Source organism: Streptosporangium lutulentum (genome assembly GCF_030811455.1).
GTDB lineage: Bacteria > Actinomycetota > Actinomycetes > Streptosporangiales > Streptosporangiaceae > Streptosporangium > Streptosporangium lutulentum.
On the sequence record NZ_JAUSQU010000001.1, the window covers coordinates 872,508 to 893,420 of the forward strand.

General features: G+C 68.3%; 18 protein-coding genes. 12 read left to right on the forward strand and 6 right to left on the reverse strand.

The features are described 5' to 3' along the window. The first annotated feature begins 7 nt into the window (after window positions 1–7). From J2853_RS03715 to J2853_RS03725, 3 genes are all read left to right on the forward strand, one after another. Window positions 8–1,168 carry an acyl-CoA dehydrogenase family protein gene (locus J2853_RS03715; RefSeq protein WP_307554963.1) on the forward strand — a complete coding sequence of 387 codons (1,161 nt, stop codon included), beginning with the start codon at window positions 8–10 and terminating at the stop codon, window positions 1,166–1,168. A gap of 78 nt (window positions 1,169–1,246) precedes the next feature. Further along, window positions 1,247–1,672, forward strand: a complete 426-nt coding sequence (locus tag J2853_RS03720) for an HIT family protein (RefSeq protein ID WP_307554965.1) — start codon at window positions 1,247–1,249, stop codon at window positions 1,670–1,672. A gap of 61 nt (window positions 1,673–1,733) precedes the next feature. Continuing rightward, on the forward strand, window positions 1,734–3,737 hold the full coding sequence (locus J2853_RS03725; RefSeq protein ID WP_307554967.1) for a hypothetical protein: 2,004 nt from the start codon (window positions 1,734–1,736) through the stop codon (window positions 3,735–3,737). Here the strand turns inward: J2853_RS03725 and J2853_RS03730 are convergent. Beyond that, window positions 3,724–4,191, reverse strand: a complete 468-nt coding sequence (locus tag J2853_RS03730) for a hypothetical protein (protein ID WP_307554969.1) — start codon at window positions 4,189–4,191, stop codon at window positions 3,724–3,726. The two genes, J2853_RS03725 and J2853_RS03730, sit on opposite strands and share 14 nt — an antisense overlap. A gap of 102 nt (window positions 4,192–4,293) precedes the next feature. Between J2853_RS03730 and J2853_RS03735 the strand changes: the two genes are divergently transcribed. The 7 genes from J2853_RS03735 (at window position 4,294) to J2853_RS03765 (ending at window position 11,257) form a co-directional block, all read left to right on the forward strand. After that, complete coding sequence (locus J2853_RS03735) at window positions 4,294–4,584, forward strand: hypothetical protein (RefSeq protein WP_307554971.1); 291 nt, start codon at window positions 4,294–4,296, stop codon at window positions 4,582–4,584. Window positions 4,585–4,815: 231 nt separating this feature from the next. Further along, window positions 4,816–6,012: a sensor histidine kinase gene (locus tag J2853_RS03740; RefSeq protein ID WP_307554973.1), complete on the forward strand. Its 1,197-nt coding sequence runs from the start codon at window positions 4,816–4,818 to the stop codon at window positions 6,010–6,012. Window positions 6,013–6,272: 260 nt separating this feature from the next. Next, a complete protein-coding gene (locus tag J2853_RS03745; RefSeq protein WP_307554975.1) occupies window positions 6,273–7,034 on the forward strand; it encodes a LytR/AlgR family response regulator transcription factor in 762 nt (253 codons plus the stop codon). Window positions 7,035–7,065: 31 nt separating this feature from the next. Next, on the forward strand, window positions 7,066–7,608 hold the full coding sequence (locus tag J2853_RS03750; RefSeq protein ID WP_307554977.1) for a hypothetical protein: 543 nt from the start codon (window positions 7,066–7,068) through the stop codon (window positions 7,606–7,608). Beyond that, entirely contained in the window at window positions 7,605–9,104 is a 1,500-nt protein-coding gene (locus J2853_RS03755) for a sodium/solute symporter (RefSeq protein WP_307554979.1), read from the forward strand. The genes J2853_RS03750 and J2853_RS03755 overlap by 4 nt, the downstream gene beginning before the upstream one ends. A gap of 216 nt (window positions 9,105–9,320) precedes the next feature. Continuing rightward, a complete protein-coding gene (locus J2853_RS03760) occupies window positions 9,321–9,647 on the forward strand; it encodes a DUF485 domain-containing protein (RefSeq protein WP_307554981.1) in 327 nt (108 codons plus the stop codon). Beyond that, a complete protein-coding gene (locus tag J2853_RS03765) occupies window positions 9,647–11,257 on the forward strand; it encodes a monocarboxylic acid transporter (RefSeq protein ID WP_307554983.1) in 1,611 nt (536 codons plus the stop codon). The genes J2853_RS03760 and J2853_RS03765 overlap by 1 nt, the downstream gene beginning before the upstream one ends. A 228-nt stretch (window positions 11,258–11,485) precedes the next feature. On the opposite strand, the gene J2853_RS03770 is transcribed toward J2853_RS03765, so the two are convergent. Both J2853_RS03770 and J2853_RS03775 read right to left on the reverse strand, forming a co-directional pair. After that, window positions 11,486–13,000, reverse strand: coding sequence for an APC family permease (locus tag J2853_RS03770; protein ID WP_307554985.1), 1,515 nt, complete (start codon window positions 12,998–13,000; stop codon window positions 11,486–11,488). Between the two features lie 426 nt (window positions 13,001–13,426). Continuing rightward, on the reverse strand, window positions 13,427–14,350 hold the full coding sequence (locus J2853_RS03775) for an aldo/keto reductase (protein ID WP_307554987.1): 924 nt from the start codon (window positions 14,348–14,350) through the stop codon (window positions 13,427–13,429). Between the two features lie 180 nt (window positions 14,351–14,530). Between J2853_RS03775 and J2853_RS03780 the strand changes: the two genes are divergently transcribed. Then, window positions 14,531–15,115 (forward strand): TetR/AcrR family transcriptional regulator, encoded by a 585-nt coding sequence (locus J2853_RS03780; protein WP_307554988.1) that lies wholly within the window; start codon window positions 14,531–14,533, stop codon window positions 15,113–15,115. A gap of 15 nt (window positions 15,116–15,130) precedes the next feature. On the opposite strand, the gene J2853_RS03785 is transcribed toward J2853_RS03780, so the two are convergent. From J2853_RS03785 to polX, 3 genes are all read right to left on the reverse strand, one after another. Then, window positions 15,131–16,666, reverse strand: coding sequence for a WS/DGAT/MGAT family O-acyltransferase (locus J2853_RS03785; RefSeq protein ID WP_307554990.1), 1,536 nt, complete (start codon window positions 16,664–16,666; stop codon window positions 15,131–15,133). Between the two features lie 287 nt (window positions 16,667–16,953). Then, the gene (locus J2853_RS03790; protein WP_307554992.1) at window positions 16,954–18,348 is read right to left on the reverse strand and encodes a sulfite oxidase; all 1,395 of its coding nucleotides are present in this window, start codon (window positions 18,346–18,348) and stop codon (window positions 16,954–16,956) included. Window positions 18,349–18,428: 80 nt separating this feature from the next. Then, window positions 18,429–20,111 carry a DNA polymerase/3'-5' exonuclease PolX gene (gene polX / locus J2853_RS03795; protein ID WP_307554994.1) on the reverse strand — a complete coding sequence of 561 codons (1,683 nt, stop codon included), beginning with the start codon at window positions 20,109–20,111 and terminating at the stop codon, window positions 18,429–18,431. Between the two features lie 217 nt (window positions 20,112–20,328). Here polX and J2853_RS03800 point away from each other — a divergent pair, with 217 nt between their 5' ends. After that, window positions 20,329–20,814 carry a DUF6789 family protein gene (locus J2853_RS03800; RefSeq protein WP_307554996.1) on the forward strand — a complete coding sequence of 162 codons (486 nt, stop codon included), beginning with the start codon at window positions 20,329–20,331 and terminating at the stop codon, window positions 20,812–20,814. Window positions 20,815–20,913: the final 99 nt, after the last annotated feature.

Sequence of the window (20,913 nt, forward strand, 5' to 3'; positions counted from 1 at the left end):
CGCCCTGATGGATTTCGAACTGAACGAAGAACAGCAGCTGTTCCGCCGGACCCTGCGGGAGTTCGTCGACAAGGAGATCATGCCGGTCGCCCCGGAGTGGGAGAGGACCGGCCGCTACCCCACCGAGATCGTCGAGCGGTTCAAGGAGATGGGACTGTTCGGGCTGACGATTCCCGAGGAGTACGGAGGCCTGGACCTGGACCGGGTCTCGTTCGCCCTGGTCTTCGAGGAGATCGCGCGCGGCTGGATGGGAGTGGCCGGAGTGCTCGGCTCGCACTCGCTGGCCTCCTGGATGATCGCCAAATACGGCACCGAGAAGCAGAAGGGCACCTACCTGCCCGACCTGGCCACCGGTGCCCGCCGTACCGGCATCGCGCTGACCGAGCCCGCGGCGGGCACCGACCTGCAGGGCATCCAGACCCGGGCGGTCCGCGACGGCGACCACTACGTGATCAACGGCACCAAGACGTGGATCACCAACGCCCGCCACGCGGACCCGATGCCGGTCCTGGTCAAGACCTCCGTCGCCGAACCCGCGCACCGCGGCATGTCCTTGATCCTGGTCGAGGCCGGAACCCCGGGCTACACGGTCAGCCGTGACCTGCCCAAACTCGGCTACAAGGGCACCGAGACCTGCGAGATCGTGCTGCAGGACGTCCGCGTTCCGGTGTCCCAGCTGCTCGGCGAGGTCGAGGGCCGGGGCATGCAGCAGGCGCTGTCGGCCATGGAACTGGGCCGGATCAACATCGCCGCCCGCGCGGTCGGCGTCTCCCAGTGCGCGTACGACGCCGCGCTGAACTACTCGCGTGAGCGTCACGCCTTCGGTCAGCCGATCGCCGATTTCCAGGCCATTCAGCTCAAGCTCGCCGACATGGCCACCGATATCCAGGCGGCCCGGCTGCTCACCTACTGGGCGGCGACCCGCTCGGAGACGGGCGCGGTGAACTCCGAGGCCGCGATGGCCAAGTACTTCGCGTCGGAGGTCGCGCTGCGCGCCACCCTGGAGGCCATGCGGATCCACGGCGGCTACGGCTACTCACAGGAGTTCGTCGTCGAACGCCTCTACCGTGACGCCCCCCTGATGGCCATCGGCGAGGGTACCAACGACATCCAGCGGATGGTCATCGCCAGATCCCTCATATCAGGCGCCGCCAAGGTCGGATGGTGATCCGATGCGCACCGTCAGGCGCCCGCCGCCTCCGTCCTGACGCGGTGCCGGGCGCCCGCCGTCTCCTATCCTGGCGTGATGCCAGATGGAGAGTGTGTGTTCTGCGCCATCGCGGCCGGTGAGAATCCGGCCCACATCGTGTTCTCCGACGACGTGGGTGTGGCCTTCCTGGACACGCGACCGGTTTTCAAGGGGCATGTCCTCGTGGCCCCTCTGGTTCACGTCGAGACGCTCTCGGACCTCACGGCGCCGATGGTCGGCCCGTTCTTCGAGCGGGTCCAGGCCGTCGCCGCCGCCGTCGAGCAGGGCCTGGAGGTGGGCGGCACGTTTGTCGCGATGAACAACCGGATCAGTCAGAGCGTCCCGCACCTTCACGTTCACGTCGTTCCCCGCAACCGCAAGGACGGCCTGCGTGGTTTCTTCTGGCCTCGGACAAAATACGACGACTCCACCGAAGCCGATTCCTATGCTCGCCGTATCCACGGAGCGCTCGACATCGGTTGAGCCGTCGGGATGGCGGCGGGGAGTCACGTCCGGTCATGATGATTGCCGGAGGTGGTGGGACGTGGGAGACACGCCCGCGGTGGCGCCGGGGACCGGACCGCTCGCACCGGAGTTCAACGGGATCGATCCCGTGCTCATGCGGGACTTCATCGCCGACCTGGAACGGGCCGGGCAGGTGATCGCCGAGCACACCGAGGCGATCCGCCGGGAGCTCGCCGCGGTGGATCTGCCCGCGGCCGGCCTCGCACCGGTCAGGGAGATCGGCGGCTGGACCGAGGAACAGCTTCCGCGACTCCGGCAGCGGGTGGAGACCATCACGTCCGCGCCCGCCGTACTGCTCGGAGGCGGGCTGACCGGTTATCGGGAGAGCGTCCTGCTCGCCCCGGCGGAGGCCCAGAAGCAGGGCTCGGATCTGGGCGAACGCTTCGCGGACATCGACCTCGACGAGTTCTCCCTCCTCGGCCCGTACGCCTCCGACCGGATGGCCGCGCTCGTCGGCGAGTTGAAGGCCCACCAGCACGACTCGAACTTCACCGCGGCCTTCTTCGCCGCCCTCGGTCCGACGGGCACGCGCACGCTCACCACCGAGCTGCGCCGTCTCGCCGAAGCGGAAAACTCGGTCGACGTCGCTCGTACGGCGTTCGCCACGGCACTCAGGGGCGGGGCGAAGGTCGCGGGGTTCGCTGGGATCATGCGGGCGATGCAGGAGACTGAGGAGAACGACCTGGACGGGGTCGTCGACCTGCTGCGTCCCGGCGCCTACCCGACCGAGTGGCTGGCGGGAATGGCGGCACCGATACTGGCGGACGGAAGCCGGGTACAGGGTAAGAACCTGGCCACGATACTCAACCTTCTCGGGAAGAACCCCGCGGCGGCCCGGTTGGCGATCGGTTCGGCCGCCGGCATCGGTCCGACTCCCGCCTCCGCCAAGCTGCCTTTCGGGCTGCTGTCCGGCCTTCCACAGTCATGGGACTCCGGGCCGAAACTGGCGAGATTTCTCGAGTCGCTCAACGAACGCAGCGGGGGAACCGAGGAAACCGCGGCAGGGTTCGGACGGTTGCTGGCGGCGGCGTCCGGCGCCTATGACGAGGAACAGGGTAAGCACAGCCGGGAGGCGGTGTTCTTCGCCTACACGGTGATGACCACGGTGGACGACCTGAAGCTGGGTGACGCCACCCGTCTCCACTTGTCGGAGATAGCCGGCTCGTACGCTCCGGAGATCACTTTGGGCGCGGACATAGGGGCCGTCGACATGACCGAGGACAGCGGCCTGTATCCCACACCCGGCTTCTTCGAGCCGACCATTGTCACAGGCCTGCGCGGCGCGTTTCGGCTCAGCCCTGAGGACACCTTTCGTTTTCTGACCACCTTCGCTGGAACCGATGAAACCCGGATGCCGTTCCAGGACGGCATGGGTCGGCTGGCCGGGCGGCTGCTTCCGGAGGCCTCCCGCCAGGTTAGAGACACCAATGATGTCACTGCCCTGGATGATCTGTTCACGATGCTTGGAAATGTACGTGGATTCGAATTGGCCGCCGCAGTACGAGTGCTCAAACCCCAAGACGAGGCAGTGAAGAGTGCCAAGGACGCGGAGAACTTTCTGATCGGTGCTCTCATGGGTGTCGGTGGCCTTTTCCCGCCCATGTCCATCTATGCTCGCACCTGGACGGCGATTTCCACGGGAAAATCTGCCTACGATACCTACGGTCCTGAGTCGGAGGAGAAAGTGGCCAAACTGCTCGAACTTGACGGCACGGAAACACTGGGCCGCCAGTATGCGGTTGCCCAACTCCTCGCGAAACAGGGTTTCACTCCTAGAGTGCCTCCAAGTGGCGCGGTTATCGCTGACGCGAACGGTGATCTGCGCTCTTTCGATAAGATTGTCGAACAGGGTGATGCGGGTGTGGAAATTTTGAATCAGTGGTTTATTGCTAACGGAATGGGTAGCCATGACAAGCTTGGTTTTGGGGAACTGAGCATCGTGCTTGCAGACCGCTTTGATGGTCGCAAAAGCCACGGTTTCTTGCGCACTAATCTCTACAAGGGAAAACTCACAACCGACTGAGACACTCGGTTTCGCCGCGCACTGCATATTGGCCATCGAATGAGGACTGTAACACCAGAGATGTTCTGGACAGTGTGTCGGCCATCGTCATGGGGTCATTGATGTCGTCTGGGTTTCCGATGCTGACAAGATCATAGTCGGCCACACGCTTCGATGCGCTGATCATAATGTCATTGAGGCCACTCGCCTTACGTTCAGGCGCGCTGTCCTGGCCCGTGGCGGCGAAGGTTCGTTTGGCTTTGCCCTCCCCGCAGGGGACGTCTTTTCCGCCAGGGTCGATGATCTTGATATTCTGGGCGTTCACTTCTTCGAGAAGCTTGAGAATATGTGCTTTGAGAGTCGCGCCCGCTTCGGCGGCGGTGGGTTCCTTTTCGCCGCAGGCGGCCAGGGTCAAAGCGGTCAGCAGGAGCGCCATACCAAGCCTTATGGGAAACCTGCGGGTGAAGTAGGGCATCGAATCTCCTTCGAAGCACTGGCCGACTGAGCGCACGATCTCATAATCTCCAGGGAAGCGCGCAGGCCATACCGGAAGAACACCGAGACGGAAGGCGGACGGATGGTTTCCGGACCGGACGGAACCGTCGGCAATCCCCGGCGGGAAGAACTGCGGCGGGCGCTGACGCAGGTGCGGGCGCATGCGGCGCGACTGGAGGCGGCGCTGGATCCCGCCCATGCCTCGTTCACCGGGAAAGCGGTCTGGGTGGGGCCGACGGCGCGGGCATTCACCGCGGAGTTGGCCGGGCGACGCAACCGGCTCCGGACGCTCGTCCAGCGGATCGTCGAGGAGTTGGAAGCGGAGGTCCGTGCCATCCCCGAGACGGTGGACCGGTCGCCAACCGCACGGTGAACGGTCTGAGGAGTCCTCACGGATCTGGGCAGAGGGGTGAACGGTCTGAGGAGTCCTCTCGGGCCGGGGCAGGGGTCTGGGGGCGCTCGGCGAACCTGGGCAGGGGTCTGGGGGCGCTCGGCGAACCTGGGCAGGGGGCGGTGAGCGGCCCGAGGAGCTCGTACGAATTTGACCAGAGAACGGTGAGTGATCTGATAGGCACCGGCGAACCCGGACAGATAGGGTCCGGGCGTGGAACCAGTCGTCGCGGTGCTGCTGATCGCCGCCCTGGTCGGTGTTCCGGCCCTGGTGCTGTGGCGTGTGCTGCGTGGTCGGCGCGAACTGGGCAGCAGCCCGGCTGAGCGCGCCACGTTCGAGACGCTGCACACCGCCTCCCTCGCCGCGCCGCCGCTGCGGGCCGGGCTGACCGAGGCCGGTACCCAGAAGGCGTCCCGGCACCTGCGCGAGTTGCTCGGCTCCCCGGCGCTGGCGATCACCGACGAGGAGCGGCTTCTGGTCTACGACGGGGAGGGAGAGCATCACGCCCGCGAGGCGTTCGCGCACGCCGCCAAGACCCTCGCAGGTGGACGCACCCGGGTCCTGGGCCCCGAGGTCGTATCGTGCGAGCTCCCCGAGTGCCCGATCAGGTTCGCCGTCGTGGTGCCGCTCATCACCGACGGCCGGGTGGTCGGCTCGCTCGCGGCCTACGGCGGGCACGCCTCGGCCGGTCTGGTCAGGGCCACCCACGAGGTGGCGAACTGGGTCGACTCGCAGCTGGAGCTGGCCGAGCTGGATCGATCCAGGACGCGGCTGATGGAGGCCGAGGTCCGGGCTCTGCGGGCGCAGATCTCCCCGCACTTCATCTACAACTCGCTGACGACCATCGCCAGCTTCGTCCGCTCGGATCCCAACCGCTCGCGCGAGCTGCTGCTGGAGTTCGCCGACTTCACCCGCTACTCCTTCCGGCGGCACGGAGAGTTCACCACGCTGGCCGAGGAACTGCGCTCCATCGACCGCTACCTCACCCTGGAGCGTGCCCGCTTCGGTGACCAGCTCCAGGTGACGTTGCGCATCGCTCCCGAGGTGCTCGCGGTCGCGGTGCCGTTCCTGTGCCTGCAGCCGCTGGTGGAGAACGCGGTCCAGCACGGGCTGGAGAGCAAGCTCGGCGTCGGCCGTATCTCGATCATCGCCGAGGACGCCGGCGCCGAGTGCAGGATCAGCGTGGAGGACGACGGCGTCGGCATGGAGCCGGAGCGCCTGCGCAGGATCCTGGCCGGCGACGCCGACGAGCGTTCGGGGGCCGGGGGAGTGGGGCTGGTCAACGTGGACGAGCGACTCCGTCAGGTGTACGGAGACGAGTACGGCCTGGTGGCCGAGACCGGTAAGGGCGCGGGCACGAAGGTCAGCGTCCGCCTGCCGAAGTACCATCCCGGCGTCTCCGCCCGCTGACGTTGCGCCATACCGTTCGTCCCGCTAAATATGACTGATGCGGTGCGAAGGGGGCCACGAGGGAGTTTTCCGCTCGAACGGCCTCGTGATCGCGGAGCTGCTTCAGGATCTTCGAGTTCTCGGGGACTCGGGTGGCCCGCTTCCGCCTTGACGCCTGCGGTGTGTCCAGGACACCCTTGGCGAATCTGGACAGTTGACACGCGATGCCCCTACTCATCACCCTCTAGAAATTCCAATGTGAACGCCCTGGAGGAACAACCGTGACCGGCCTGCGCGTCCTTGCGGTGGATGACGAGCTCCCCGCGCTGGAGGACCTGGCCTACCTGCTGCGGGACGACCCCCGCATCGGTGAGGTCTCCCTGGCCAGGGACGGGGCCGCGGCGTTGCGCGTCCTGGATCGGGCGATCGCCGACGGGCGCCCGATCGACGCGGTCTTCCTCGACATCCGGATGCGCGGCCTGGACGGGGTGGTGCTCGGCAGGCTGCTGTCGCAGTTCGCCAATCCGCCCCGGGTGGTCTTCGTGACCGCCTACGAGGAGCACGCGGTGGACGCCTTCGAGCTCAAGGCCGAGGACTACCTGCTCAAGCCCGTCCGGCCGGAGCGGCTGGCCGAGGCCATCCGGCGGGTGTGCGTCTCGTCGGAGTATCCGGAGAGCGACGTCGCGGGCCGTACCGACCCCGACACCATCCCGGTCGAGCTCGGCGGCGTCACCCGGTTCGTGGTCAGCACCGAGGTCCGCTACGTCGAGGCGCAGGGCGACTACGCCCGTCTGCACACCGCGGGCGGCAGCCACCTGGTGCGCATCTCGCTGGCCACGCTGGAGGAGCGCTGGTCCTCGGCCGGGTTCGTCCGGGTGCACCGCAGCCACCTGGTCGCGGTCAAGCACATCGACGAGCTGCACATCGACTCGGGCCGCTGCGTGGTCCGCATCGGCGAGACCGAGATCCCGGTCAGCCGCCGCCACACCCGCGAACTGCGCGACCTGCTGGTCCGCCGGGCCCGCAAGGGCCGTTCCGCATGAGCCGGATGGACGTGACGAGCCGGATGGACGTATGAGCGAGGAAGCCGGGCAGCGCGACGGGGCGGAGCCGCGGCGGCGGATAGCCGACAGGCTCACCTGGGCGGTGGAACGGCCGCGCAAGGAGTCCGACCGATCGCGCAAGGAGTCCGATCGGCCGCGCAGGGAGTTCGGGGTGCGCAGGGACTCCGGGACGCGCAAGGAGCCGGATCGGCCGCGCCGCGAGGTGGTGACCAGCCCCCGAACCATGGCGGCCCGCCACCCCCGTTACCCGGTGACCCGCGAGATCGACGAGCAGACCCACCTGGGCGAGGTCTACATGCGCTCGCTGGTCCGCACCCAGTTCCGGCTGGCGCTGTTCGTCTGCACGGTGCTCGGCTGCGTGGTCTGCGGCCTGCCGTTGCTGTTCCTGCTCGTGCCGAGGCTGCGCGAGGTCCAGCTGGCCGGCATTCCGCTGCCGTGGGCGGTGCTCGCCGGTCTGATCTACCCGGCGTTCGTGATCGGTGCCTGGCTCTACGTCCGTCAGGCGGAACGGAACGAACGCCACTTCGCCGACCTGGTGGACCGGGCCCGGTGAGCACCGCGTACGGAGTGACGGCGGTGGTGCTGGTGGCGCTGGCCGCGGTGCTCATCGGCGGGTTCGGCATCCGGCTGTCGCGGACCACCTCCGACTTCTACGTCGCCTCCCGGACGGTCTCCCCGCTGTGGAACGCCTCCGCCATCGGCGGCGAATATCTGTCGGCCGCGAGCTTCCTGGGCATCGCGGGCCTGATCCTCACCTACGGCGCCGACATGCTCTGGCTGCCGGTCGGCTGGACCGGCGGCTACCTGGTGCTGCTCGTCCTCGTCTCGGCGCCGCTGCGCCGCTCGGGCGCCTACACGCTGCCCGACTTCGCCGAGGCGCGGCTGGAGTCGATGGCCGTGCGCCGGCTGGCGGGCGTGCTGGTCGTGCTGATCGGCTGGCTGTATCTGATGCCGCAGTTCCAGAGCGCGGGCCTGGTGCTGCAGGCGATCACCGGCGCTCCCGAGTGGGCCGGGGGGCTGCTGGTGGCGGCCGTGGTCGCGGTGAACGTGATGTCCGGCGGCATGCGGTCGATCACGTTCGTGCAGGCCTTCCAGTACTGGCTGAAGCTCACCGCGCTGGCCGTCCCGGTGGTGTTCCTGCTGCTGGCCTGGCAGGCCGACGGGGCGCCGGGGCTGAGCGCGCACGACACGACCACCTGGGCCCTGCCGCTGGCCAGCGGCAAGGAGTACAGCCTCTACTCGACCTACTCGCTGATCCTGGCGACGTTCCTGGGCACCATGGGGTTGCCGCACGTGCTGGTCCGCTTCTACACCAACCCCGACGGCCGGGCCGCCCGCCGTACGACGCTGGTGGTCCTGTCGCTGCTCGGCGCCTTCTACCTGCTGCCCGCCATCTACGGCGCGCTGGGCCGGATCTACCTGCCGGAGCTGGCGGGCAGCGACACGGTGGTGCTCACGCTGCCCGGCCGGCTGGTCGGCGGGATGCTCGGCGACCTGCTGACGGCGCTGGTGACGGCGGGGGCGTTCGCGGCGTTCCTGTCCACCTCCTCCGGGCTCACGGTCTCGGTCGCGGGGGTCATCGGGCAGGACATCCTCAAGGGAGGGGTGCGCTCGTTCAGGGCGGCGGCGGTCCTGGCCGTGATCGTGCCCCTGGGCCTGGCCGCCCTGGCCCGCTCGCTGCCCGTCGCCGACGTGGTGGGCCTGGCCTTCGCGGTGGCCGCCTCCTCCTTCTGCCCGTTGCTGGTGCTGGGCATCTGGTGGCGGCGGCTGACCTCCACGGGGGCCATGGCCGGGCTGCTCGCCGGTGGCGGGCTGGCCTGCTGCGCGGTCATGATGACGATCGTCGGAGGGCCTCACACGGGGCTGCTCGGCGCCCTGCTGGCTCAGCCCGCCGCCTGGACGGTGCCGATCGCCTTCGCCGTCATGGTCGTGGTCTCGCTTCTCACCCCGGCCCGTATCCCGGCGGGCGTGGCCCGCACGATGGTGCGCCTGCACACCCCCGAGATCCTCGATCTCGACCGCGGCGACTGGCGGCCGCGGTCCTCTTGACATGATCAACTAGCTCTGGCGAAATAGAGCGGATATGCCAGTGCGCGTCCCTGTTGGGGGACCGCTCATCGCGCGATTCGGACCTTTCACCGCAGGCCATGTTCAGCTGACCGCGACTCGGCGGCGGCTGGGCGAACAGTCCGCCCCAGGGACTCCTCTCCGATAGCGTCCCCTCCTACGTTTGCCGTGATCCAGATCACATTCGTGGGAGGTCTCGTGACCGCCAGGCAACATGATTCATCGGTATATGAAGAGGTTCAAGCAAGTGAGAAGTTTCAGGAGCTGAGGCGGCGTCTACGGGCCTGGGCCTTCCCGATGACCATCGCGTTCTTCCTGTGGTATCTGCTCTACGTGGTGTTGTCCGGCTGGGCGCGTGACTTCATGGCCATCAAGTTGCTCGGCAACATCAACGTGGCGCTGCTCCTCGGCCTGCTCCAGTTCGTGTCGACGTTCTGGATCGCCTGGGCCTACTCCCGGTTCGCCGAGAAGAAACTCGACCCGCTGGCCGACGAGATCCGCCACGAAGTCGAGGGGAAGATCTGATGAGTCACCAGACACTTTCCACGATCCTGTTCCTGCTGTTCGTCGCGGTGACGCTGGGCATCACCTTCTGGGCGAGCCGCAACACCAAGGACGCCACCGACTACTACGCCGGTGGCCGGTCCTTCAGCGGTCCGCAGAACGGCCTCGCCATCGGCGGCGACTACATGTCGGCCGCGAGCTTCCTGGGTATCGCCGGGATCATCGCCCTGTCGGGATACGACGGCTTCCTGTACTCGATCGGCTTCCTGGTCGCCTGGCTGATCGCGCTGCTCCTGGTCGCCGAGCTGATGCGTAACTCCGGCAAGTTCACCATGGCCGACGTGCTGGCCTTCCGGATGAGCCCGCGCCCGGTACGCACCGCGGCGGGCGTCTCCACGATCACCGTGTCGATCTTCTACCTGCTGGCGCAGATGGTCGGCGCGGGCGCGCTGGTCGGTCTGCTGCTCGGTGTCACCTCACCGACGGGCAAGGCGCTCACGATCGTCGGCGTCGGCGTGCTGATGATCGTCTACGTGGTCGTCGGCGGCATGAAGGGCACCACCTGGGTGCAGATCGTCAAGGCCGTGCTGCTCATGGGCGGCGCGACCCTGATCACGCTGCTGGTGCTCGGCAAGTACGGCTTCAACCTCTCGGCACTGCTCGGCGAGGCCGCCGCGAAGAGCGGCAAGCCCGACCAGTTCCTCATCCCGGGCCTGAAGTACGGCACCGAGGCGCAGGGTCTCGCGGGCAAGATCGACCTGATCAGCCTGGGCCTGGCGCTGGTACTCGGCACCGCCGGCCTGCCGCACATCCTGATCCGCTTCTACACCGTTCCCACCGCGAAGGTAGCTCGTAAGTCGGTCCTGTGGGGCATCGGCATCATCGGCGCCTTCTACCTGCTCACCCTCGTGCTCGGCTTCGGCGCGGCGGCGCTGGTCGGCGGCGAGAAGATCCTGGCACAGGACAAGGCGGGCAACACCGCGGCACCGATGCTCGCAGAGGAGGTCGGCCGGCTCATCTTCGGAGATGTGGGCGGCACGATCCTGCTGGCCATCATCGCGGCGGTGGCGTTCGCCACGATCCTGGCGGTCGTCGCGGGCCTGACGCTGGCGTCGAGCTCGTCCTTCGCCCACGACATGTACGCCCACGTGTTCAAGCGCGGGAACGTCACCGACAAGGAGGAGATCCTGGTCGCCCGGATCTCCGCCTTTGTCATCGGCGCGATCGCCATCGGGCTCGGCATCCTCGCGCAGGGACAGAACGTGGCCTTCCTGGTCGCCCTGGCCTTCGCGGTGGCCGCCTCCGGCAACCTGCCCGCGATCCTCTACAGCCTGTTCTGGAAGCGGTTCAACACCGTCGGCGCGGTCTCGGCCATCTACGGCGGTCTCGGCTCGGCGCTGTTCCTGGTGATCTTCTCGCCGGTCATGTCGGGCACCGCGACCTCGCTGATCCCGGACGCGAACTTCGCCTGGTTCCCGCTGAGCAACCCGGGCATCGTCTCGATCCCGCTGGGCTTCCTGGCCGGATACATCGGCACACGGCTCAGCAAGGAGTACAACGCGGCCAAGTACGCCGAGATGGAGGTCCGCTCGCTCACCGGCGTCGGCGCCGAGAAGGCCGCCGAGCACTAGGCACGGCCGGTCGACCACGCGGTTCGCGAGCCGCTGTGATCGTCCGGAGGACGTGAGGGAGCGGCCGGCGGTACCGCCGGCCGCTCCCTTCCGCGTACGGCCCTCCCCGCGCGGGCGCCGGTCTCCTCCCGCGCCCGCGCGGGGAGGGCGTTGCCATCCGAGGCACCATGAAGTCGAATGACGTTCCTCCCAGCGCCCGCGCGGGAGGGCCGTACGCCGGGGGGAGGCTCAGTCTCGTTCCACGGTGTCCTCGAGCACGATCCGGCCGATGATCGCGTATTTGGCGGGGTTGGTGGCTTTGAGGTAGAGGGCGAGCCCGGCCCCCAGCAGGGCCAGGCAGAGCACGATCCAGGGGATCAGCGTGAAGAACGCGGACTTGGAGGCCTCGCCGGCGGCGGCCTCCTGGTTCTGGAAGAGCAGGAAGACGACGTAGATCATGGCCAGACCGCCGACGAGCGGGGCCAGCAGGGTGCGCCACCAGGAGGCGGTCTCGGGGTGCTTCTTCCTGGCGTGGAAGTATCCGATGACGGAGAAGGAGCAGAGGGTCTGGACGATGAGGATCGCCAGCGTGCCGAGCACCGCGAGCAGGGTGTAGATGTGCAGGTAGGGGTCCATCCCGGCGAAGAAGAACGCGAGGACGATGATCACGGAGATCACGGTCTGGACGAATCCGGCGATGTGGGGGGAGCCGTGCTTGGGGTGGGTGGTGCCCAGGGTCCTGCGGGTGCCGGGAATGAGGTCCTCGCGGCCGATGGCGTACAGGTAGCGCGAGGCGCAGTTGTGGAAGGCCATCGAGCAGGCGAACGAGCCGGTCAGGATGAGGATCTTGAAAAGGTCGACGGCCCAGGCGCCGACCAGTTGCCCGGTGGGATCGAAGAAGACCCCGGCGAACTCCTTGGCGGCGACCTCAGGGGCCTTCACTCCGTTGGCGGCGACCGTCATCCAGGAGACGAAGGTGTAGAACAGGCCGATGCCGACCACGGAGACCAGCGTGGCCTTGGGGATGATCCTCTTGGGGTCGCGTGACTCCTCGCCGTACATCGCGGTCGACTCGAAGCCGACCCAGGACCAGAAGCACATGAACAGCCCGAGGCCGACGGCGCCGGTCGTCAGGCCGGTGGTCTGGAACGCCCTGACCGGGTTGAGCGTCCCGGCCATGAGACCGTCGGGCCCGCCGCCGTGGAACAGGGTGACGGTGGCGGTCAGGGCGAGCATGAGGATCTCGGTGACCAGGAAGACGCCCAGGACCTTGGCGGTCAGGTTGATGTCGAAGTAGGTCAGGATCGCGTTGAGGGCCAGTCCGAACAGGGCGAACCACAACCAGTGGATGTCCACCCCGGCCAGGCTCTTGAAGGTGCCGTTGGCCGAGTAGGCGAAGAAGCCGATGATCGAGGCTTCGAAGATCACGTATGCCATGGTCGCCAGGAGTCCGGCCACCATGCCGACGACCTGGCCGAGGCCGTGGGAGATGTAACCGTAGAACGCGCCGGCGGAGGTGATGTGCTTGGCCATCGCCACGTAGCCCACGGAGAAGACGGTGAGGACGATGGTCGCCACCAGGTAGCCGGCGGGGACGCCCAGGCCGTTGCCGAAACCGAGGGCTATCGGGACGTTGCCGGTCATCGCGGTGATGGGGGCGGCGGTGGCGACTGCCATGAAGATGACGCTTGCGAGCCCGACGGCGTCCTTGCGCAGGCGGTTGACGCCGTCGGTCGGAGCCTCGGGCTTCTCGGTGATACTCAACGACATGGACCTTTCTGCGATCGGCGCTGTACAGAAGGGGTGTGGCGGCGATAATCGCAGCGAGCCGACCCAGCGAACCAAGCGAATTACCACCAAATGGGTTGTGAGATGTCATATCACCACAAATTGCGTCAAAGGTGGGTAAAGTTCGCAGTCATCTAGTAAGGGGCCGGGAATCATCCCGCCATGCCCTCGCGTCAGGCGATGATCTTTTCCGCGGGAAGGCCCGTCCGCCCGCGGCACCGGCCGGGGGCGTCCGGCTCACCGGTTCCGGGGGTCGCCTCCCCGCCGCGGCCGCCCCCCGTTGAACCGGTCGGGGCAGGGCCGTCGCCCACCTCGGTGCACCGCTCCTCCGCGAAGGGGCCTGCCGCGGTCGACCGCGGCAGGCCCCTCGTCGTGCTCCGCTCCGTCGCGGACCGCTCCGCCTTACCGGGACGCGGTGTCCAGCAGGGCCAGCTCGTCCTCGGACAGGACCAGACCGGCGACCGCGAGCAGCGGCTGGAGCTGCTCGACGTTGCGGGCGCTGGCGATCGGCGCGGCCACCGTGGGCTGCGCGGCCAGCCAGGCGAGCGCGATGGTGGCCATGGCGACGCCGTGGTTGGCGGCCACCTTGCCCAGGGCGTCGAGCACGCGCGGACCGCGCTCGGTCTCCAGGTACTGCGACGCCTTGCCCGCGCGGGGGCTGTCCACCTCGACACCCGGCCGGTACTTACCGGTCAGGAACCCGCGGGCCAGGCCGAAGTACGGCGTGCTGGTCAGCCCGCCGTCCAGGACCGCCTGGCGCAGCGCGCCCTCGTAGTCCCGCTCCAGCAGGTTGTAGTGCTGCTGGAGCACGCCGTACCTCGCCAGGCCGTCGCGCTCGGAGATCGACAGCGCCTCCGTCAACCGCTCGGCGCTGTAGTTCGAGGCGCCGATGTTGCGAACCTTGCCCTCCTCGACGAGTGCGTCGAACGCGCCGAGGGTCTCCGCCAGGGGGGTCTCGGCGTCGTCGAAGTGCGCCCAGTACAGGTCGATGCGGTCGGTCTGCAGACGTCGCAGCGACTCCTCGGCGGCCTCGCGGATGTTGGCCGCCGACAGCCCGGGACGGCTGGGCAGCGAGCCCACCTTGGTCGCCAGCACCATCTGGTCGCGGTTGCCACGAGAGGCCATCCACTCACCGATGATCGTCTCGGACTCCCCGCCGATGTTCCCGTCCACCATGTGGGTGTACGCGTCGGCGGTGTCGATGAAGTTGCCTCCCGCCTCGGCATAGGCGTCCAGCACGGCGAAGGAGGCGTCGCGGTCCGCGGTCCAGCCGAATACGTTGCCGCCCAGGCAGAGCGGGAAGAGGTTCAGCTCAGAAATACTCATGACATCACTCTATTTCCCGGACGATCACCCGTTTCCCCGGCACCGCCGTTGACCGTCGGGGCACCGTTTCGCGCCATGGGCGACAGCGGCGGCCGGCACCCGGCCCCCGTACGGCGTGCGTACGACGCTCTCTCCCCGGCGTCATGGAAACCCGGCCACGTCCGGGGCTATGGTCAAGCCGTGAGCAGCCTCAGACCGCGCTCCAGGCGCACGCGCGACGCCTCGGATCCCGGTACGCGCACGCGCATCCTCGACGCGGCCGAAGAGCTGTTCGCCGGGGGTGGTTACGAGGCGACCCCCACCGCGGAGATCGCGCGGCTGGCCGACGTTCCCAAGGGGCTCGTCTTCCACTACTTTCCCAAGAAGATCGACGTGCTGGTGGCGCTGATCGACGAGCGCACGCTCGTGGAGGAATCCCCGGAGGTGGAGGCCGTTCCCGGCGACGCGGCGGGCACCCTGTCCCGCCTGGCCAGGCGCCTGCCGCTCAGCGCCTCTCCGGCGATGCGCCGCATCCTCTTCCGCGAGGCCGACACGCACGGCTCGGTCAGGGACCGGCTCGGCCGCCTGAACGGTGAGATCATCCGGCGGGCCCGGTTCGCGCTGGAACTGGCGTTGCCGACCCCGCGCGGCGACGCCGCCCGGCTGGAGGTGGCGGCGGTCACCTTCGCCGCGGTGCTGCTCTACCAGGAGAACCTCTGCCAGCTCACCGGCCACCACATCGACCCCGACGCGGTCGCCGAGCTGATCGCCCACGCCCTGGGATGAGGGCCCGGCCGGCTCTCAGACCGCGATCATCTCCATGACCGGACGAGGATCGGACGCCCCCACCGGCCGGACCAGCCCCACCTGCCGTCCCATCGGCTCCGCCCCGGCCGGCTCGATCAGGTCCATCAGCTCGTCCATGGCGTCCCGCAGGTAGTCCATCAGCCGCCAGACGTCCTTCACCCGGTCCGGGCAGGAGAGGATGCCGAAGTCCAGCGAACCGTCGTAGGAGAAACAGGTGATGTTGACCCCGCCGCTCACGTCGGTCAGCACCGACATGGGGTAGTAGCCGAGCACCCGGGCCCCGCACAGGTACAGCGGGAGCTGCGGCCCCGGCACGTTCGAGATGATCAGATTGATCGGGGGCAGCACGATCGAGGCCAGCCGGAAGACCGCGGAGGTCGCCCGTGCGGTGATGGCCGCGGGCAGCACCGAGGACAGCTCGCTCAGCCAGGTGGCGGGGGAGCCGGCGAATCGCCGCTTGGCCGTGCGCATCGTCTGCCCCATGACCCGCAGGCGGTCCAGGGGGCAGGCCAGATCGGTCGGCATCGGAGTGATCATGACGGAGAGCTGGTTGCCGACCATGTCCAGGGCGCTCGCCGTACGGACCGCGACGGGGACCGCGGCGATCAGCGGCTGGTCGGGCAGCGCGTCGTGCTCGCGCAGCCAGGAACGCAGTGCCGAGGAGCACAGCGTCATGACCACGTCGTTGACGCTGCTCCCGGAGAGCTTGGCGATCCGCTTGACGTCGTCGAGCGGGATCGACCCGTAGGAGAACCGCCGTTCGGGGCCGATCGGGCCGTTGAACGGCGTGCGAGGGGCGGACAGCGAGGGCAGCTCCGGCAGCTCCGCGACCTGACCCGAGATCATCCGGGTGGCGGCGGCCATCATCCGGGCGCCCGGCAGCGCCGCGGCCACCGGGATCGCGTCGAGATCGGCCACCATGCGGCCCAGCGAGCGCAGCGCCCTGGCGGGCTGGGTCACCGTCCGGGTCACGGCCCCGGCGAGCATGGTGACCAGGTCCGGGGCGCTGGTCGCGGGGGAGGGCTCCGGCGGTTCGACGACACGTGGTTCGGGGGTGAGGTCCAGCAGGGCGGCCAGGGTCTCCGCGCCCGACACCCCGTCGATGGCGCAGTGGTGGACCTTGGCGTAGAGGGCGACCCGGCCGCCGGCCAGGCCCTGGATGAGATGCATCTCCCAGAGCGGGCGGCCACGGTCCAGGTGCCGTTCGTGGATCAGGGCGACCTCCTCGGCGAGCTGGGCCTCGTCACCCGGAAACGGGAGGGTCGCCTCGTAGACGTGGTCGGCGACATCGAGATCGGGAACCTCCGTCCAGTACGGATGGTCCAGGCCGAACGGCACACCGGCGAGGCGCAGGCTCAGTGCCGGGGCGAGATGCAGCCGTTGGCGGAGCAGCCCGATCAGGGCTTCCCGCGTGACGGCACCCGTGGGAGCGCAGACCGGATCGAGGATCGCCACCCCGGCGACATGGGCCGCGGTGGTGGCCGATTCGGCGTGAAGGAACTGCGCGTCGAGTGCGGTCAGTTGGCGCATCGTTGAGCCTCCTAACAGGAAAAGAAAGAAACGGGTGTGGCCATCATCGCTTCGGCTCGTTTCCACCCCGTTTCGTCTGGGCGACCTTGGGAGTCTTTCAGATAAATCCCGTCGGTCAGGCAGGGGGTTACGGTGACACGCCCTACCTGATCACCAGATATGGTCGCCGCCCAGGGAAAGCAATTCTTATGGTCTCCCCTCGGTAAGAATTGTGTGCGAATTCGCCATGTGATTGTTGTGACCCCTGCGCCGCCACACCGACGGCGTTTCGTTTCATCCGTTTGTGTTCAACCGTTCACGACCGTCACGGGATGGCCCGCGACGGCGTCGAAGAGATAGCCGAAGTCGTTGTGCGGGGTTCGCGACGGCTGGACCGCGCCGGTCTCGTCGGTGGCCCGGGCGAGCAGGATGTGCGGACCGGTCTTGAGCGGGTTCCAGCCGATGTGCCAGCGGGTCCAGGCCGGGACCACATGCGGGCCGCGAAGCCGGGCCTGCCGCCAGGTCGTCCCGCCGTCGACGCTCACCTCCACCCCGGCGATCCGGCCGTTGCCCGACCACGACCGCCCGTGCAGCACGTACGGGTGCCCGGCCCGCAACTCGGCGTCCCAGGGCAGCTCGAAGGCGCTCTTGACCGTCTGGAGGGCCAGCGGCGCGCTGCCCTCGGGCGGGTGGTCCTCGCCGAACATCCGGTAGAAGTCGGTGTTCCAGGGCGAGGCCAGCGGCGAGGTGGAGACCTCGATGTCGCCCACCCACTTGACCGAGGCCAGGCCGATCCACGAGGGGACGACCAGCCGTACCGGGTAGCCGTGGTCGGGGGGGAGAGGCCGGCCGTTCATCTCGTACGCGAGGATGACGTCCTTGAGCGCCTTGGCCACCGGGATCGGGCGGCGCACCGGCCCGTAGTCGACCCCGTCGCACACGTAGTGGGGGTCGAGCCCGCGCGGCATGACATCGACGGCGTCCGGGGTGAGCCCGGCCCGGTCCAGCACCGTGGACAGCGGTACCCCGCGCCAGCGGGCCACCCCGATGCCGCCGAGCCTCCACGGGGTGCCGGAGATCTCCTGACGCTGCTGGGTGGTGAAGAGGCTCCGGCCGTTGCCCGCGCACTCGATCGCGACGTCCCGCGTCACCGCGGGGAGCGCGAGCAACTCCTCGTAGCCGAAGCTCCGGGGGTTGGTCAGCCCGGAACCGTGCAGCTCCAGCCGCCAGGTCGCCGCGTCGATGATCGGGGTCGAGGTGTGGTTGCGCACGAAAAAACGCTCGTTGGGCACGTGATAGCCGACGTCGCGCACCGCCTCCCAGCGCATCTCGGCGTTGGTCCCGTGCGCGATGAACAACTCCGGTGGCAGCTCCTTGACGATCCCCTCGGCGACCGTCCTGATGGCCTCCCCGTCGGTCGCCCGCTCGCCCACGGCCTGACCGGCGACCGCCTCGTCCAGGACGGCCCGCCCCGCGACGCCCTCTCCGGCGACCCGCTCCACGAGCGTCTCGCCGGCCGTCTTCCCGTCAACCGTCTTCTCGCCGGCTGTCTCGTCGTCGACGGTCTCGTCACCGGCGATCCCTCCGTCGACGGTTCTCCCGTCGACGGAGGCCAGCCGGAGCCGGTCGGGATCGTTCCTGGTGGGTCGCCCGGCCCAAGCACGCTGGTGAACGGTCTCGTCGGCGAAGCCCTCATGCGGCATGAAGCATCATCCTCTCCCCTACTCCTATTTCCTACCAAGAAACAAGGGTAATCCGTAAGGGGGAGAAGGCCGTGTTGCCGTCAACGTCTCAGAAAGTTCATCAGCCGCTCCACCGGCCAGGTGTTGATCACATCGTCGCTGGTCAGCCAGGCGCGCTGGGCGATGCCGATGCCGAACCGCTGGTTGTCCAGATGGGGCACGGCGTGGGCGTCGCTGTCGACGGAGAACTTGACGCCGTGGTGGCGGGCCAGCCGTACCAGGTCGGAGGGAAGGTCGGAACGGTCGGGAAAGGAGTCGATCTCCATCGCGGTGCCGGTGCGGGCGGCGGCACGGAACACCTCGTCCCAGTCGGCGTCCACCGGCGGGCGTGCGCCGATCTTGCGGGTGGTGGGGTGGCCGATGATGTGCACGTGCGGGTTCTCGCACGCGGTGACGAACCGCCGGGTCATCTCCTCGCGCGACTGGGTGAAATGCGAGTGCACGCTCGCCACGCACACGTCGAACCCCGCCAGCACCTCGGCCGGCCAGTCGACCGAGCCGTCGGGGGCGATGTTGAGCTCGCTGCCGTGCAACAGTCGCATATCCGGATATTTCGACTGAAGTCGGCGTAGCTGCTCGCGCTGCTCCAGGGCCTTCTCCAGCGTCATCCGCTGCATCGCCAGCTCGGGCGCGTGATCGGTCACCGCGTAGTAGGAATGGCCGCGCGCGTGGGCGGCGGCGACCATGTCCTCCAGCGAGGCGATGCCGTCGGTCAGATCGGTGTGGGTGTGCAGGTCGCCCTTGAGGTCGTCCGCGGTGACGAGCACGGGCAGCTCGCCCTTGAGCGCGGCGGGGATCTCCCCGCCGTCCTCGCGCAGCGTCGGCGGGACCCACTGCAGGCCGAGCGCCTGGTAGATGTCTTCCTCGCGCTCGGCCGCGATCACCCGCTCGCCCTCGAACAGGCCGTATTCGGAGAGCTTCCAGCCCTTTTTCACCGTGATCTCGCGCAGGTGCACGTTGTGCTCCTTGGAACCGGTGAAGTACTGCATCGCGGCCCCCCAGGACTCGGCCGGAACCACCCGCAGGTCCACCTGGACTCCCTGGACGGTGCGGATCGAGGTTTTCTTCTCACCCGAGGCGATGACCTCCGCGACGTAGGGCTGGGCTTTGAAGTCGTCCATCAGGGACGTGGGGCCGACCGCGAGGATGTCGATGTCGCCGATGGTGTCCTTCATCCGGCGCAGCGATCCGGCGTAGGCGATCCGTTCGGCGGGCAGCGAGGCGATGATCCGCTCGGCCAGGTCCATCGCCACACCGAGATGTACCCTGGTACCGCTCCGGGCAAGCTGCTCGATGCCCTTGAGCAGGTTTTCCTCGGTCTTGGCGCCGAAGCCCTTCACCCCCTTCAGCCGCCCCTCCCCGATGGCGCCCGCCAGGGCCTCCGGGGAGTCGATGCCGAGCTCCTGGTAGAGGAAGACGGCCTTCTTCGGCCCGAGGGAGGCGATCCGGGTCAGCCTCCTGACCCCCTCGGGAACCTTGCCGCGCAACTCGTCGAGCTGCCGGAAGCTGCCTCTCTCCAGATGCTCCTCGACCTTCTTGGCGATCGCCTCGCCCACCCCGGGCACGCTCCGCACGGCCGTGGTCGCGATGTCCTCGGGAAAACCCGCGATCGCCTTGGCCGCCTTCTGGTAACTGCGGACCCGGAACGCGTCACCACCCGTCATCGCGAACAGCTCGGCGTATTCCTCCAGCGCGGCTGCCACGTCTTCGTTTGCTCGTGCCATAACCTCAGCCTAGAAGATCGCACCGACGTTTCCCCAGGGTGATCCTCGGCGGGGAGGTGCACGCCCGAGCGGTACTGCGACCGCGCACTTCCCCGCGAAAAATCCTTCCGTCGCGCCCGGATGTCGGCCGGGTGGACGGACCAGGTGGCGAGTCAGGCGGGCAAACCTTGGATCGATCGGTGGTTTCTTCGCATCCGGGCCGGGGCAGTCAGCCGAAATGATGCGGGATCTCGCGGAGGGAGCCCTCGGTGGTGTGCTCGCCACCGCGGTCATGAGCGCCGTGATGCTCGCCGGAGACCGGGCCGGGCTGATGGGGGAACATCCGCCCCAGCGCATCGCCAGAGCCGCGCTTCCCGGCCCCATGCATCGGCCCAAGCCGGGTGAGGGCGTGCTCGGCGCGGCCGCGCACTTCGCCTTCGGCGCCGCCTGCGGGGCGCTGTTCGCCGTGACCGTGGGCGGCCGCGAATCCCGGCCGTCGCTGGGTGCCGCGTACGGCCTGGCGATCTGGATCGTCAGCTACCAGGGATGGGTGCCCGGCCTCGGCATCATGCCGCCGATCCACCGTGACCGTCCGGAACGCCAGGCCGTCATGGCCGCCGGACACGTGACGTACGGGGTGGTCCTGTCGTTCGTCCTGAACCGCCTGCGTCACGACGGGCGGCGGTCGCGCCACCCGCGCCACGACCGGGTCATGGCGACCTGACCCGACCTCGACGCGGCCTTCACGTAAGAATTGTCCCTTCTAATCCGTTTTTAGATATTTCTAAGGCGGGTGGTAATCGGAGCCGCTCCGGAGGGACTA